This is a genomic window from Vibrio sp. VP6 (assembly GCF_028823755.1).
In the GTDB taxonomy this organism is placed as follows: Bacteria; Pseudomonadota; Gammaproteobacteria; order Enterobacterales; family Vibrionaceae; genus Vibrio; species Vibrio parahaemolyticus.
On record NZ_JAPEID010000018.1, the window covers coordinates 1 to 14,807 of the forward strand.

15 protein-coding genes are annotated in these 14,807 nt (G+C 45.5%); 5 read left to right on the forward strand and 10 right to left on the reverse strand.

Translation table 11 applies throughout. The annotated features are described in order from the left end of the window. Positions 1-663 precede the first annotated feature (663 nt). Positions 664-1,233: a competence protein CoiA family protein gene (locus OU793_RS12885; RefSeq protein ID WP_031841443.1), complete on the forward strand. Its 570-nt coding sequence runs from the start codon at positions 664-666 to the stop codon at positions 1,231-1,233. Between the two features lie 1,201 nt (positions 1,234-2,434). Here the strand turns inward: OU793_RS12885 and OU793_RS12890 are convergent. Both OU793_RS12890 and repA read right to left on the reverse strand, forming a co-directional pair. Continuing rightward, positions 2,435-2,662: a pyocin activator PrtN family protein gene (locus tag OU793_RS12890; protein WP_170826434.1), complete on the reverse strand. Its 228-nt coding sequence runs from the start codon at positions 2,660-2,662 to the stop codon at positions 2,435-2,437. A 678-nt stretch (positions 2,663-3,340) separates the two neighbouring features. Further along, positions 3,341-4,309: a plasmid replication initiator RepA gene (repA, locus tag OU793_RS12895; protein ID WP_243197063.1), complete on the reverse strand. Its 969-nt coding sequence runs from the start codon at positions 4,307-4,309 to the stop codon at positions 3,341-3,343. A 610-nt stretch (positions 4,310-4,919) separates the two neighbouring features. On the opposite strand from repA, the gene zur reads away from it, so the two are divergent. Both zur and OU793_RS12905 read left to right on the forward strand, forming a co-directional pair. Further along, positions 4,920-5,384, forward strand: a complete 465-nt coding sequence (zur, locus tag OU793_RS12900) for a zinc uptake transcriptional repressor Zur (RefSeq protein ID WP_005381268.1) — start codon at positions 4,920-4,922, stop codon at positions 5,382-5,384. 9 nt (positions 5,385-5,393) lie between these two features. After that, entirely contained in the window at positions 5,394-5,855 is a 462-nt protein-coding gene (locus tag OU793_RS12905) for a chemotaxis protein CheX (RefSeq protein WP_005381269.1), read from the forward strand. 103 nt (positions 5,856-5,958) lie between these two features. On the opposite strand, the gene pgi is transcribed toward OU793_RS12905, so the two are convergent. Continuing rightward, complete coding sequence (gene pgi / locus OU793_RS12910; RefSeq protein WP_005455828.1) at positions 5,959-7,611, reverse strand: glucose-6-phosphate isomerase; 1,653 nt, start codon at positions 7,609-7,611, stop codon at positions 5,959-5,961. Between the two features lie 306 nt (positions 7,612-7,917). On the opposite strand from pgi, the gene OU793_RS12915 reads away from it, so the two are divergent. Next, positions 7,918-8,337, forward strand: coding sequence for a secondary thiamine-phosphate synthase enzyme YjbQ (locus tag OU793_RS12915; protein WP_005496585.1), 420 nt, complete (start codon positions 7,918-7,920; stop codon positions 8,335-8,337). A gap of 53 nt (positions 8,338-8,390) precedes the next feature. Here OU793_RS12915 and OU793_RS12920 read toward each other — a convergent pair whose 3' ends face one another. From OU793_RS12920 to OU793_RS12930, 3 genes are read right to left on the reverse strand one after another with little or no spacing between them, the layout of a single operon-like run. Then, entirely contained in the window at positions 8,391-9,587 is a 1,197-nt protein-coding gene (locus tag OU793_RS12920) for a BamA/TamA family outer membrane protein (RefSeq protein ID WP_024702331.1), read from the reverse strand. A gap of 3 nt (positions 9,588-9,590) precedes the next feature. After that, on the reverse strand, positions 9,591-10,667 hold the full coding sequence (gene alr, locus OU793_RS12925; protein WP_005496583.1) for an alanine racemase: 1,077 nt from the start codon (positions 10,665-10,667) through the stop codon (positions 9,591-9,593). Between the two features lie 13 nt (positions 10,668-10,680). Continuing rightward, a complete protein-coding gene (locus OU793_RS12930; RefSeq protein ID WP_005455859.1) occupies positions 10,681-12,081 on the reverse strand; it encodes a replicative DNA helicase in 1,401 nt (466 codons plus the stop codon). Between the two features lie 311 nt (positions 12,082-12,392). On the opposite strand from OU793_RS12930, the gene OU793_RS12935 reads away from it, so the two are divergent. Further along, complete coding sequence (locus OU793_RS12935) at positions 12,393-13,157, forward strand: DUF481 domain-containing protein (protein WP_005455861.1); 765 nt, start codon at positions 12,393-12,395, stop codon at positions 13,155-13,157. Between the two features lie 81 nt (positions 13,158-13,238). On the opposite strand, the gene rplI is transcribed toward OU793_RS12935, so the two are convergent. The 4 genes from rplI to rpsF are packed head-to-tail and all read right to left on the reverse strand — an operon-like array spanning position 13,239 to position 14,669. Then, entirely contained in the window at positions 13,239-13,691 is a 453-nt protein-coding gene (rplI, locus tag OU793_RS12940) for a 50S ribosomal protein L9 (RefSeq protein WP_005480442.1), read from the reverse strand. 33 nt (positions 13,692-13,724) lie between these two features. Next, a complete protein-coding gene (gene rpsR / locus OU793_RS12945) occupies positions 13,725-13,952 on the reverse strand; it encodes a 30S ribosomal protein S18 (protein WP_000090472.1) in 228 nt (75 codons plus the stop codon). A 16-nt stretch (positions 13,953-13,968) separates the two neighbouring features. Further along, positions 13,969-14,271, reverse strand: coding sequence for a primosomal replication protein N (gene priB / locus OU793_RS12950; protein ID WP_159404024.1), 303 nt, complete (start codon positions 14,269-14,271; stop codon positions 13,969-13,971). 8 nt (positions 14,272-14,279) lie between these two features. Next, entirely contained in the window at positions 14,280-14,669 is a 390-nt protein-coding gene (gene rpsF, locus OU793_RS12955; protein WP_005381299.1) for a 30S ribosomal protein S6, read from the reverse strand. Positions 14,670-14,807: the final 138 nt, after the last annotated feature.

Here is a 14,807-nt window from a genome sequence, read left to right on the forward strand (position 1 = left end):
GGCTTTCGTCGGGTGGCTCGCCCCCCGTCTCTGTTCCCTGACGGTAGACAGAGACGGGGGCGAAGCATCAGCTCCACAGCAATAGCAACATCAGTTACAGGTTGTTGCTCAGGAGGAGATCGAGCATTTTTGACTGACTCAGGAGGGAGCCTAGAAGCTGAGACCTTTGGCTGCTCACAGGTAAGAAGCATTGTGCAGCGCAAAACGCATACAGCAATGCAGCAGCACAACGCTGCAAACAATAAGAATAGAAACATGATGTTTCCTCCGTTCTGTTAGATTTCAGGCGGAGGAGTGCCCTATCAGGGGTCACATCCCCCAGATGGGTTAACTATGTAGAGCCATTCGGCTGTAAGTATTTTGAAGTGGTTTATGCTATTTCTTGGTAACGATGACTAGCTATCAACGACCGACTTTGAGCGGTATTCCATCTTTTATGATAGTTTCGTTAGTCTGTGTGTCAACTGCTATCAAAAGAGGCTTTTTAGGTTGCTTTTCGACGTAATTTTCAGTCCTATCGTCACAACTGTTAATCCAAAAGCAACTTTTCGAGGGCTCTCAAACATACACATACAAACATACCTGTTGCCGTAATCAAAATACTATCTTGAGATAGTATTTTGACATGAGAAACATGAAGCTACGCTGCGAAGGAAAATACATATGCCGTTTATTGGACATGACACGGTTAATGACAAACGTGTCAACATCCTTAACTACGAAGACCCGAGAGCAATATTTAAACGAGGTCAAATAGTATGTCGATACTGTAAAGAGGAATTGGTGATCAGAGGAAACTCTAGAATAAGCGTACCCAAAATACACTTCATGCACCTATCAAATGAGTGCAAAGGAGAATACAAACATCATCCAGAAAGTCCCGAACACTTATTCTTTAAAGAGCTCCTTTCAAGAGACTTAGCCAAAGATCTTGATGAGTATAGCAATGCACGTGTAGAGCTCGAATGTCCTGTTGAATCCATAAAGCGAATCATTGATGTTGCTTTTATCTTCCCTAATGGATGGGTTGTTGCCCATGAAGTTCAGTTAAGTGCGATCACACCCAATGAGTTAGAGGAGAGAACGAATGATTACAGAAAAGCAGGAATTGACGTTACTTGGTGGCTTGGGAAGCAGGCAAATACCCAAAAAAATCGCCAATGGTGCTACGAAAAACTGGGTGAGTGCCACACCATTGATTACGAAAAGCTGGTCGAACATTCAGCCAAGTGAAAAAGCTGTGAGATATGGAAGCTCTGAACCTAAATTTTTCACCTCCTTTTGGTGGTCGCTATCGATTGAAAATTCTAGCGAATTTAATTACCCAATGCTCCCTGCGGATAGACAAAGAATGCCGAATCAAACAATGCTCTCTTATACACTCATTCACCGCTTACTATTTGCTACACTTCAATGCTGGGCTACAACATCGTCAATAGAAAAATCGCGATTAATGAATGGGATAGGAACCCCTAAAAGCCAAGCGCAAGTAGCAGCCCTATTAGGAGCTTGGGAAGGTGTTGGATTTTTAACGAAAGAAGGAAAAGGAAAAACAGCATCGTACAAGATAGTTGATGGCTATAAGGCAGGAAATTGGCCAGGAGCCACAAATGAGCAACGAAAACAGTGCTACCAAAGAATACTAAGAAACATACCATTGGGCATAAATCTGAATGCAGTCAAAATAAGGGCTGTATGCTTAAAGAAAATAACTTATGAAGCCGCAGACTTTACTCTTTAACGGTAAAGCTTGGGCTAGAGAGCAAATCAAGTAGCTCAATTATGAGCTATATTATAAAAATTTAGGTCATTGAAACCTTGAAGCCATTTGTTATTTATTACACAGGCTATGATTGATAGAGGTGATAGCTTGAAATACAACGCAACTCGACAGTCTTTTCCCCCTAATCTTGATATGTGGCCCGTAGGTTCGGCAGAACGCTTAATACATGGATGCTGGCTGTTGAGCATTATGAGGCTCCATACGTTCACCAATGAGTGTGGCGAAACGCTCCAGGAAACGTACAATGAAATTAATCATAGAATAGGTGTAAATACGGTTTACATTGACCTTCTTACCTTAGGGGTGAATTATAGAAATTCGTCACAAATCTTAAATATCATCAGGAACAATGAACAACCGACTTGGGTTTGGTTTACCAACTGCGACGCTCTATTAGATACTTCGCTTGCTGGTTGGCTACGATCGATTCTAACTACCTGTGATGTGGAGCATCTAAGAGTGGCTTTTCTTCTCGATAACAAAATGCAATACAGGAGCATCTTTCAACATTATTCAGCACCACTTTACAAAAGTACTACATATCTAGTTCTTAAAGTGAACTAAAGCTTGTTGAAAAATACTGTTTATTTGGAGTCTCTGTAATAGCCTCATCCCTCGTAATCAAAGAAAATTTCAATCTAGTTTTCGTATTCACATGTTTACCTCTTTCCGTTTTTCATCGATGTAATTAGCTAAGTCAATTAAGCTAACTAAATACTCCGCCTTTTGCGACTCACGCCAAGCTGGGATAGGTAATCGATTTGCCGTGGCGCGATCTTTCGCAGTACGTGGCGCTAAGCCAAAATATTTCTCACATATTTGTCCTAAAGGTACAACTGGTGTATTAAATTCCGCCATCAGTAAAAAAAGTGTATTCATAGAAAGACCAATATCCATTCCTCAACTAAACGCCATCATTTTCGTTTATTTCAACATGCGAGACATACCGCGGATCTGCCCTTTCTAGGCACTTAGAGACGTTTTTTAAGTGGAAAGCCTGTCAAGGGTTCCAGTGGCCGTTCTCCGGGCTTTAAAGCGCCAGCCTTGCCCTGCTATGGAAAAATGAACTAAACGCGCTCTATGAGCTAAAGCGGCCACCCCTTGACTGGATTGGAACGTAATAGCCTTGACTTAGGAGGTTGGCTTTAGGCCGAAGGCCGCGCCATCCTCCTGAGTCCCCGGCGGCGAGGGGTTCCCCCTTGGGGGCGGAGGGGGTATTACTGGCCCCTAGCTTTAGCTAGGAAATGGCCAGGCATTATTTTCTTTTCCTCATAACTCACAGAAAGTGAGATATAGAAATATATATGTATTTATTAGAAAGATATGAAAGAGCGGGTTTTGCGCATAACTTCGTTATGGTCGCAGATAAACTAATCTACCCGCTTGCAGATAAGAGTGGATAACAAAAATAATCCACAAGGAAGGCCGCAGAATGCCCCTGAACGCATCAATAATAATAGGGGGTAAAGTTAAAAGGTGGGGAGATCTTGCCGGATCTTCGCTTACAGGAACGACAAACACCGGGCATGTGCCCGGTTAGGTTTAATCCGATTGAATTTATTGAATGGTATCAGGTGGCCGGTGACTAATGCCTATATCCATGCTGTTCAGGCGTTCCCAAACTAGCTTATTGAACTGCTCACTGCTTAGCTGGGCAAGCTCATGGGCAGGCATAGACTTGGTAAGTGCCGTAGCCACTTCATGCTTGCGTTCGTCCAAGCTCTTGGATGCCAGCTTGTTGCGGCGGCGTTGAGCGCCAGCGTTCTGTTTGCGGGCATCCCATGCACGTTTGAAAATTTGTTTACGCTTACGGTTACGCGCTTCTCTTAGGGTGATAACCTCGCCCGCCTCAGTGTGTCCACTATTACGCAAAGCCAGTTGCTCATCAGCCTGAGTGTAAAGTTTATCTAAATCAGCCCCCGCAAGGCGGTAAAACTCGCTAGTAAGCACCAGAACTTTAGGGAACCAAAAGCCATTAGCCTGATCCCATACCATGCCGCTTTTCGGGTTGGCTTCATCACCATCAGCGTGAACGTAACAGAGGCCAAACGGGATCATGACTTCATCAATGAAGCGGCTGATCCGACTTACGGTTACTTTGCTTTCAGTGATGTATTGCTCACCTGTTTCCGGGTCTGTTACCCACATTTTGGATAGTTCGGCGGCCATATCTTCCAGATCGAGTTCCACGATACCTGTAGCCAGATCATGGCGTGAAAGCAGCATTTGAAACATCGGGTTGATGAGATTGCGACGCACGTCTTTGAAGTCTCGCTGACGGCCTGCGGCCTGACGCAAGTGGACAAAGTGAGGATCACGGGAAATGTCGCGCTTACGACAGAAGTTGAACGTTTTACCCAGCTCACCCGGTAAATTCTTCCAAGATGCAGGACGGACGTAAACGGGCTTTGGGTTTAAGCAACAGGTGCTGTGAGTTCCTCTCTTGCGTTTGGTACTTTTACAACACAAGCCATTGGAGTGAGAGCTCGCTCCCCTTCCTGCTAATTTTACGTTATTAGAATACACCTTGGCACTTCTCCGCTCTGGAGAAGTAGTGCAATCTCAACAAATTTGACTTGTTAAAAATCCACATTTTGCTACACTAATCCTCGAATGAAAGACTAAACCCGCGAGGAGCGCCAACTCCGTTATCAGCGGGTTTTGTTTTATCTGTCATCAAGTCTTTGATTAGCGTAGCTATCTGTCCCACTTTCACATGTGAAAGTGAACGTGCCCCCTTACGTGTCCCTCAAAAAGAAAAAACACAATTATTTCAGAGCCTTAAGCAAACAATCACTCCCATCGAGCATTGGTGCTACGGAGAGCCTGCAAGAATGAGTCATGATTTAAACACCCGTTTTTATGTTGCTAAGGTCGAGCGCAGCAGTACGCTCAAAAAATAAGTCGGGTATTGTATACCCAGTGTCCAGCGGATGCGAGCCTTGTCCATCAATCAAAGAAAAGTGAACAAGGGACGATTCCGGCACGGTTATCTCGTTCTGTGATGGCTATTCCGGCTTCAGACCCTGTGCGACTTGCTTTAATTCATGATTTTCGTTCTGATAGTGGGTAAAATGAAGCATTTCTAAACGAACTTCGTATAGAAATGATTTATCATAGAGCACGTCCGATAGTTATGGTGAAAGGTTTGAACCCAACAATCATTGAACAAATTGAAAGTATCTGCGCAGAGCGTGGAGTAAGATTGACTCCGCAACGCCGACGCGTGTTTGAACTCATTTGTTCTAATCGCCGCGCCTCAAGTGCGTATGAGCTATTGGAGCAACTAAAAGAGAGTGAGCCTCAGGCCAAGCCTCCAACTGTTTATCGAGCGTTAGATTTTCTCTTAGAGCAAGGTTTTATCCACCGAGTGGAATCGACAAATAGCTTTATTACTTGTTGTTCTTTCAATACTCAACAGCACTTTTTCCAATTACTAATTTGCGATAAATGTGGTGATGTCGTTGAACTCGAAGATGAGACACTGATATCCTTGTTAGCTGAAAACGCCGAGAAGCATGGATTCAAACTGACCAACCAAGTTATTGAAACTCATGGTGAATGCCAGGCCTGTTCCTCCGAGACGAAAGAAAAAGTATAGAAGAACGTTATGCGCGCTGAATTTGTAAACCCGTTTTTAGCTTCTTTAATGAACGTGCTAAAAACCATGGCTTCTCTTGAGCTGAAGCCACAAAAACCGCGAATCAAGAAGGATGAGATCGCACGAGGTGACGTTTCTGGTTTGATTGGCATGGTTGGCCCACAAACACGTGGTTCAATGTCAATTACCTTTGATGAAGCGTTAGCGCTAGAAATCATGCAGAACATGCTTGGTGAGCGTCCAAACGGACTCAACGAAGAAGTGACCGATATGGTAGGTGAGATCACCAACATGGTTACTGGTGGTGCGAAGCGCATTTTGGCTGAAAGCGGTTTTGATTTTGATATGGCGACACCCGTTGTGGTATCTGGCCGAGGCCATACGATTCGCCACAAGTGTGAAGGCTCAATCATCATCATGCCTTTCTCTTCCCAGTGGGGAAATGCCTTTATCGAAATCTGCTTCGAATAAAAGAGAAAAAATAGGTTGGCCAGTGCCAACCTATTTTGTTTCTGCCTCAGGCAATAAAAAGGTCAGCATTTGCTGACCTTTTCTTTTTCTATTCAAACATTCACTAAGCTTTGAACGCTTTAAATGCGTTGATTAGACCGTTTGTTGAGCTGTCGTGCGAGTTGATTTGAGACGCATCTGCAAGCTCAGGTAGGATTTGGTTAGCCAGTTGTTTGCCTAGCTCTACGCCCCATTGGTCAAAGCTGAAGATGTTCCAGATAACACCTTGTACGAAGATTTTGTGTTCGTACATCGCAATCAAGTTGCCTAGCGTACGAGGCGTGATTTGCTTCACTAGGATAGAGTTTGTTGGACGGTTACCTTCAAACACTTTGAATGGTGCGATCGCTGCCACTTCTTCAGCGTTCTTACCTGCTTTCACCAACTCTTCTTTCACCGTTTCTTCACTCTTACCAAACGCTAGTGCTTCAGTTTGCGCAAAGAAATTCGACATCAGTTTTTGGTGGTGGTCACCCGCAGGGTTGTGGCTGATTGCAGGTGCAATGAAGTCACATGGGATCAGCTTCGTGCCTTGGTGAATAAGCTGGTAGAATGCGTGCTGACCGTTGGTACCTGGTTCACCCCAAATGATTGGGCCTGTTTGGTAAGTCACAGCATTGCCTTCACGGTCAACGTATTTACCGTTTGACTCCATGTTACCTTGCTGGAAGTACGCCGCGAAACGGTGCATGTACTGATCGTAAGGCAGAATAGCTTCTGATTCCGCACCGTGGAAGTTGTTGTACCAAATACCGATAAGCGCAAGGATCACTGGGATGTTGCTTTCTAGATCTGTTGATACAAAGTGCTTGTCCATCTCGTGAGCGCCATCAAGCAGCTCAACGAAGTTGTCGTAGCCTACCGCCAATGCGATAGACAGACCGATCGCAGACCATAGTGAGTAACGACCACCAACCCAGTCCCAGAATTCGAACATGTTCGCTGTATCGATACCAAATTCAGACACGGCTGTCGCATTCGTTGAAAGCGCAGCAAAGTGCTTAGCCACGTGAGCTTGATCGCCTGCTGACTCTAAGAACCAATCACGTGCTGTGTGCGCGTTAGTCATGGTTTCTTGCGTTGTGAACGTCTTAGACGCGATCAAGAATAACGTCGTTTCTGGGTTAACTTTCTTCAACGTTTCAACGATGTGAGTACCATCAACGTTAGATACGAAGTGAAGATTTAGATGATTTTTGTACGGTGCTAGTGCTTCCGTCACCATGTAAGGGCCAAGGTCAGAACCACCGATACCGATGTTCACGATATCTGTAATTGCTTTACCAGTGTAACCTTTCCACTCACCGCCGATAACGCGGTCAGTGAATGATTTCATTTTTTCTAGAACCGCGTTCACTGCTGGCATTACGTCTTCGCCGTCTACCATTACTGGAGTGTTCGTGCGGTTACGTAGTGCAGTGTGAAGAACAGCGCGACCTTCTGTTTGGTTGATCGCTTCGCCACTGAACATCGCTTCAATTGCAGATTTCAGCTCAGTCTCGTTCGCAAGAGCGAACAGGTGCTTCAGAGTTTCCTCATTGATGAGGTTCTTTGAGTAATCGACTAGGATGTCTGAGCCGAAACGTGCAGAGTATTTGTCGAAACGCGCGGCGTCTTGAGCAAATAACTCTTTAAGATCCATATCTTGTGCAGATTCGAAATGCGCCGTTAGCGCTTTCCAAGCTTGTGTTTGCGTTGGATTGATATTTTTCAACATGGTCTTTATCCCGATGTTACAGTAGGTTCCATTCCTTACAGTCTAGCGAAAACTGTGGAATCCCCGATTTAGCAAATAGAATATTAATTAGATGTTTGGGCGAATTGCCACAAAACAAGTCTTTGTAATTTTTTTTCAGGCGCCAATTATGACCGAGTGCTTTTACACTCACATTGAGTTAGGTCACGTTCCCTGCCCTGAATTTGAACAATTCATTTATGGTGGCAAGAATCATATCATTTACTTATGACGGGCTCTAATTGGAATAGGATAGACGCCAATTTATAAATTTCCAAAGGAACACGTATGTGGGCACAAAAAACACTGCAATTAAAAGCGAGAAGTCGCGGTTTTCATCTAATTACTGATGAAATTGAACAACAATTACCGCAAATACACGAGCTTTCAGTAGGTTTGTTACATCTATTTATTCAGCATACCTCCGCCAGTCTGACCTTAAATGAGAATGCAGACCCAACTGTGCGCATGGACATGGAAGCGCATTTCAACAAGTTCGTGCCGGAGAGAGCTCCTTATTATCAGCACACCTATGAAGGTGATGACGACATGCCAGCACACATTAAAGCATCGCTGCTTGGCAGTAGTGTGACGATACCAATCCAAAATGGTCGATTAGCATTAGGAACATGGCAAGGTATTTACTTGGGAGAGCACCGAGACTTTGGCGGCAGCCGACGCATCATTGCAACCATCAATGGCGAGTAAGAGAGGTAAAAAAAGGCTAACCGTAAGATTAGCCTTTGTTTTTGTCATCTTGCTTAGAATGGTTGATTAATCATCACTCGGAACGTCCCTTCGTCTGCGCCCTTGGCAACTTCAGCGCGAACCACAACACCTTCAACTTGGAAACGAACCGCGCCACCGACGCTCCATTTCATGTCTTCATGGAGTGTTTTTAAATCGTATTCGTCGGCAACTCGCCCCACCTCAACAAACGCTACCCATTGCCACCAAGGCATATCGTAGTAATTGATAATGGGAATATCGTCCAGAGGCTGCCAGTCTGGTAATACTCGATATTCGGCAGAATAGTGAATTGCAGAGCGTCCATGGTAACGACCTGCGGTATAGCCTCTCAAACGGTACAACCCACCCAAGCGAACTTGTTCTTGTTCTGTCGGACGACTACAAACAACACCATCACATTGATTCCAAGTTGGTGTGTCGGCTGTATAAAAATCCAAGGCCAGCACTTGTTGATCAAACCAATCACCAAGAGGCCCCAGCGAGTAATATTGGCTATTTTGGAATTCCCACTTGAGCCACAGATCCTCTGATTGCCAACTTTCTGCGCCCGTCGTCAAATTCAAAGAGGTATGCGAGCCTCGGGTCGTGTTACGTGCGCTATCGCGGTTGTCCCAATCAAAACCCAATGTAAAACCGTAAGCTTGCTCTTTCTTATCATTGTATACATCCAACGCTCGTGAAGAATAAAAAGGCGTCAGCAGGATAGAGCTAACGCCCGACGCCAAAGGCGATGCATTGCGAACGTCGCGGCTGGGTAGAAACGCGCCTTTCAAACCATGATCTTTCACCGCGCCCCACGGCAACAGGTATTTGAATTCGAACTTATACTTTTGCTCATCACTGTTTGTGATCGTCTGAGATTCAAACGACGAGTTGTTATCGCCTTGCTCACCTAAGTAATAGGGACTGTCATTAAAACGAGCTTGGTACATCTGAGTACTGAACAGCACATTGGGAGAGAGCGCATAATTAAATGCAGAGAGGAAACCAATATAGCTGTCTTTCTCCGAATACAGCCCCATACCAAATAGTGCAGCTTGAGGCTGACCAACCCCTTTAGCAACCCCCGCAACTCCAACGGTACTGCCCAACGTATCGGTACTGAAATAGAACGGGACAAAGGCTGAGTCTTTCTCTGAACTTAGCGCCGGAGAAGACAAAAAAATGCTGGCAGAAAGTGCCAGCATTGAGGTGATTCGTTTATTCATGGATTACTTGGTATATTCCATTTCGACGCGAGGCGTCAATTTGGTCACCAACTCATAAGCTATCGTACCAATGTGATTCGCAACCTCTTCGACAGGTAATTCTTTACCCCAAAGAATCGCTTCGTCACTGACCTTATCTGTGGCATCAGGACCTAAATCTACCGTCAGCATATCCATTGATACTCGACCCGCAATCGGTACTGTACGCCCATTCACCCACACCGGTGTACCATTGGGTGCACTTCTTGGGTAGCCGTCGCCATAGCCCACTGCAATAACGCCGACTTTTGTGTCGCGTTCACTTGTCCAGATACCACCGTACCCCACGCTTTCACCTTTCTTGACTTCACGAACCGCAATAAGATGAGACTTCAACGTCATCACTGGTTGGTAACCCAAATCTTGAGCCGTTTTGTCGCTAAATGGTGATACGCCGTACATAATAATGCCCGGACGAACCCACTCTAATTGGCTTTGAGGCCATGCTAATAAACCCGCAGATGCCGCTAGCGAGCGCTCGCCCTGACAGCCCGAGGTTAATGACATAAACAGCTCAATTTGTTGCGGCGTGATACTACTATCAAGCTCATCCGCACAACCAAAATGACTCATGTATCGCAATGGCTTCGCCACATTCGGGCACGTTTTTAAGCGAGAAATGAACTCATCATACTGCTCCGGGCGAACGCCCAAACGATGCATACCACTGTCGATCTTCAACCAAACGACCACTGGCGTTTCTAAATCCGCCTGTTCCAACGCGATAAGTTGCTCTTCACAGTGCACCACGGTTTGGATGTTGTTCGTCACTAACACAGGCAGATCGCCCGGCGAATAAAAACCTTCGAGTAAGAGAATTGGCTTTACCACGCCACAAGCGCGCAGTTGCAACGCTTCTTCAATGCGAGCCACACCAAAGGCGTCGGCATGGTTAGCATGTTTCGCCACATGACGTAGACCATGGCCATAACCGTTGGCTTTCACTACCGCCATCACTTTACTTTCTGGTGCTTGCGCTTTCACACGCTGCAAGTTGTGCTGCAACGCAGACAAGTCAATGCATGCTTTTGCGGCTTTCATGTAGCTCATAGCATTACTCATCATCAATATCGAATGCTGGACCCGCGTAATTATCAAAGCGCGAGTGTTGTCCTTGGAATGTTAAACGCACCGAGCCAATAGGACCGTTACGTTGTTTACCGATAATTATTTCCGCCGTGCCTTTGTATGGGCTATCTGGGTGATAGACCTCATCACGGTAGATGAACATGATCAAGTCGGCATCCTGCTCGATGGAACCCGATTCACGCAAGTCCGAGTTAACAGGTCGTTTATCCGCACGTTGCTCTAGGGAACGGTTTAGCTGCGATAGTGCAACGACAGGCACGTTCAACTCTTTCGCCAGTGCTTTAAGCGAGCGAGAAATCTCGGCAATCTCAAGAGTACGGTTATCGGTTAGCGAAGGTACGCGCATCAACTGAAGGTAGTCGACCATGATCATTGACAGACCTCCGTGCTCACGAGCAACACGACGGGCACGTGAACGCACTTCGGTTGGCGTTAAGCCTGAACTGTCATCGATATACATATTTTTCTTCTGCATCAGGATACCCATGGTAGAAGAAATACGTGCCCAGTCTTCATCATCCAACTGACCCGTACGGATCTTGGTTTGGTCCACGCGAGACAAGGATGCCAACATACGCATCATCAATTGTTCCGCCGGCATCTCTAACGAGAAAATCAAGACTGGCTTGTCTTGCTGCATTGCCGCGTTTTCACACAAGTTCATCGCAAAGGTGGTTTTACCCATCGATGGACGCGCTGCCACGATAACTAAGTCAGAACCTTGGAGACCCGCGGTCTTTTTGTTGAGGTCAGTAAAACCAGTATCGACACCGGTCACACCATCTTGCGGCGTTTTGTACAGCAGTTCGATACGTTCTAGCGTCTTTTCTAGGATGTTGTCGACGTTTTGTGGACCTTCGTTTTCACTGGTGCGAGACTCGGCGATAGCAAAAACTTTACTCTCCGCCATGTCTATCAAATCTTCAGAACTGCGACCTTGAGGATCGTAACCCGCGTCCGCAATTTCGTTCGCAACACCAATCAAACCACGGACGATCGCACGTTCAGCCACAATATCTGCGTAGGCATTAATGTTGGCAGCACTGGGCGTATTTTTCGCTAAGTCAGCAAGGTAAGCAAAACCACCCACATCTTCTAGTTGCTCGTGTCGCTCTAGGTGCTCAGACAGAGTGATAAGGTCAAGCGGTTTGCCCGACTCAAGAATGGTTTTCACACCTTCAAAAATAAGACGGTGCGGACGGCTATAGAAATCACTGGCGACAACTCGCTCAGCAACGGTATCCCAACGTTCATTGTCCAGTAAGAGACCACCAATCACTGATTGCTCTGCTTCTAGTGAGTGAGGTGGCACTTTGATTGCGTCGACCTGACTATCTGAAGGTTTGCGATTTCTGTTTTCCGCCATGACTTTGCTCGATAACTACTAATGACCCACGATTATAACCTTAAAGTTAACTAAGATGCTTCCCCGAAGCGACAATTACTTGTTAAGAAATCAACATGCCGATAGCTAGCCTAAACGTTTTAAATTCACCCCTCTCATCAAAACATATAACCCTTAGATAAAACGATTGAAGCGGAAGATTTGATGCAGGTGTCGCCTTAGCAATAAGTGGGAATTCCATTCAGCTCTAATAAAATTTAACCTACCATTGACCCAACAAAATATCTGTATCAGTATCATGCCCCTCCTTTTTAATTACGTTCGAGGTTGATGTGTCCCGATACTGGTTACTTGGCTTGAGCTTACTGTGCACGACTGCATCGTACGCTGAAGAATCAGTACAGCCAGAGCAAAATATTGATGTGCCCAACCCTCTACAAACTGAGGTAGAGTTTGGCTATCAAGCTCACACAGGTAACACGGACTCTCGTTCCCTGAATGCTCGTTTGAGTGCTGAATATACGTCTGGCAGGCACCGTTCAAACGGTGAATGGAAGTACTACAACCTGTACAAAGACGGCGAAGAAGACAAACGTTCATCGACATATTCTGTTCAAAGTGACTACAAGTTAGGACCAAAAACCTACTTGTATGGTAGCTTTAAAGGCGTTGATTCGCGCTATAGCGCCTATTTCAAAGATTACACCTTATCAGGCGGTCTGGGTTATCAGTTTTCCTACACCGAAAACTTTATCTTAGAAGCTGAGATTGGCCCTGGTTTTCGTTATCAGGAACCGAATTTGGATGAGATTGATGATGACGATATCGTCTTTCCTAACATCGTTCGTGAAGGCATTTTCCGTGGCAACCTCAATACCACGTGGCATGCTCTGGATAACTTGAGCTTTGCCGCTGATATCACGCTTGTTACGGGTAAAAGTAATACGCGAGTGGATAGCGAACTCAGTGTCACTAATGACATTACCGAAGACATTGCCCTGAAACTGGCTCACTCGCGTCAATACCACGATAAAGTGCCAGAGGGATTAAGCAAAGCCGACAGTGTGTTCTCCGTCAATCTGCTTTTCGCGTTTTAATCTCCAATTTTTATCACTCAATTTCAGATAAAAAAAGCACCTCCGAAGAGGTGCTTTTTAGTATTTCGTCTTGATACTGAATTACTCAGCAGCAACAACCTGTACTTTCGCAGTAGCGAAAACTTCAGAATGAAGTTGAACGCTGATCTCGAACTCACCAGTTGTACGTAGAGCACCTTCAGGAAGGCGAACTTCGCTCTTAGCAACTTCAACGCCTGCAGCTGTGATAGCTTCAGCGATGTCACGAGTACCGATTGAACCGAATAGTTTGCCTTCGTCACCAGCTTTAGAAGCGATAACAACTGCTTCTAGAGCGTTAACTTTCTCAGCGCGAGCTTCTGCAGCAGCTAGTTGCTCAGCAACTTTAGCTTCTAGTTCAGCACGACGTGCTTCGAACATTTCAACGTTGCCTTTAGTAGCCATAACTGCTTTACCCTGAGGGATAAGGAAGTTACGAGCGTAGCCAGATTTAACGTTTACTGTATCGCCAAGACCACCTAGGTTACCGATTTTATCAAGTAGAATAACTTGCATTGCTTAATCCTCTTTCTTAATAAACGGAACCGATTACTGATGCTTGTCAGTGTACGGTAGTAGAGCTAGGTAGCGTGAACGCTTGATAGCACGTGCTAGTTGACGCTGGTACTTAGCGCTTGTACCAGTGATACGGCTAGGTACGATTTTACCAGCTTCAGTGATGTAGTTTTTAAGAGTTGCTACGTCTTTGTAATCAATCTCTTGTACGCCTTCTGCAGTGAAACGGCAGAATTTACGACGACGGAAGAAACGAGCCATGGGCTATCTCCTGATCTTAAATTTGAGTAATATTGTCGGCATGTAACACTAATTTCCCAACGCCATTTCGGCCGGTCTGATAAGCGACAAAACCACTTACCTTAATGTTAATGCCTTGTACTAAATTCTGAGTAATTGCTTGTGACCTAAGCCCGCTGACGACTACCGGCATACGACAATAAACTTGTCTCGGTAAATCAGCTTCGATAACAGTAGAGCGATGCTCTAACCAAAACCGACAGTGTTCAATGCCACCAGGGCTTTTACTACGAATGGGCGGTTTGGCAATGGTGCCGCTCAGCTCCATTCGGTTGGTCATAACAAAACTTACTCAGCAGCTTCTGATTTAGCTTCAGGCTTAGCTTCAGAACGCTCTTCACGACGTGGAGCACGCTCTTCTTTTTGCTTAAGCATGATAGATTGCTCAGTGATCGCTGCTTTAGTACGCATGATCATGTTACGTAGAACTGCATCGTTGAAACGGAAAGCAGTTTCTAGCTCATCGATTACAGCTTGGTCAGCTTCAACGTTCATTAGAACGTAGTGAGCTTTGTGAAGCTTGTTGATTGGGTAAGCCAGTTGACGGCGGCCCCAGTCTTCTAGACGGTGGATTTTACCGCCAGCTTCAGTGATAGAACCAGTGTAACGCTCGATCATGCCAGCAACTTGCTCGCTTTGATCTGGGTGCACCATGAATACGATTTCGTAATGACGCATGGGTTGCTCCTTACGGATTATTCAGCTTCCACAAATGGCTCAGTCGTCCAGAGGAAGCAAGGAACTAAAGAAAATTGACTGAGTTTAAGGAGCACGAATAGTACAGAAAGGCCGCAAAATAGGCAAGTGATTATTTGC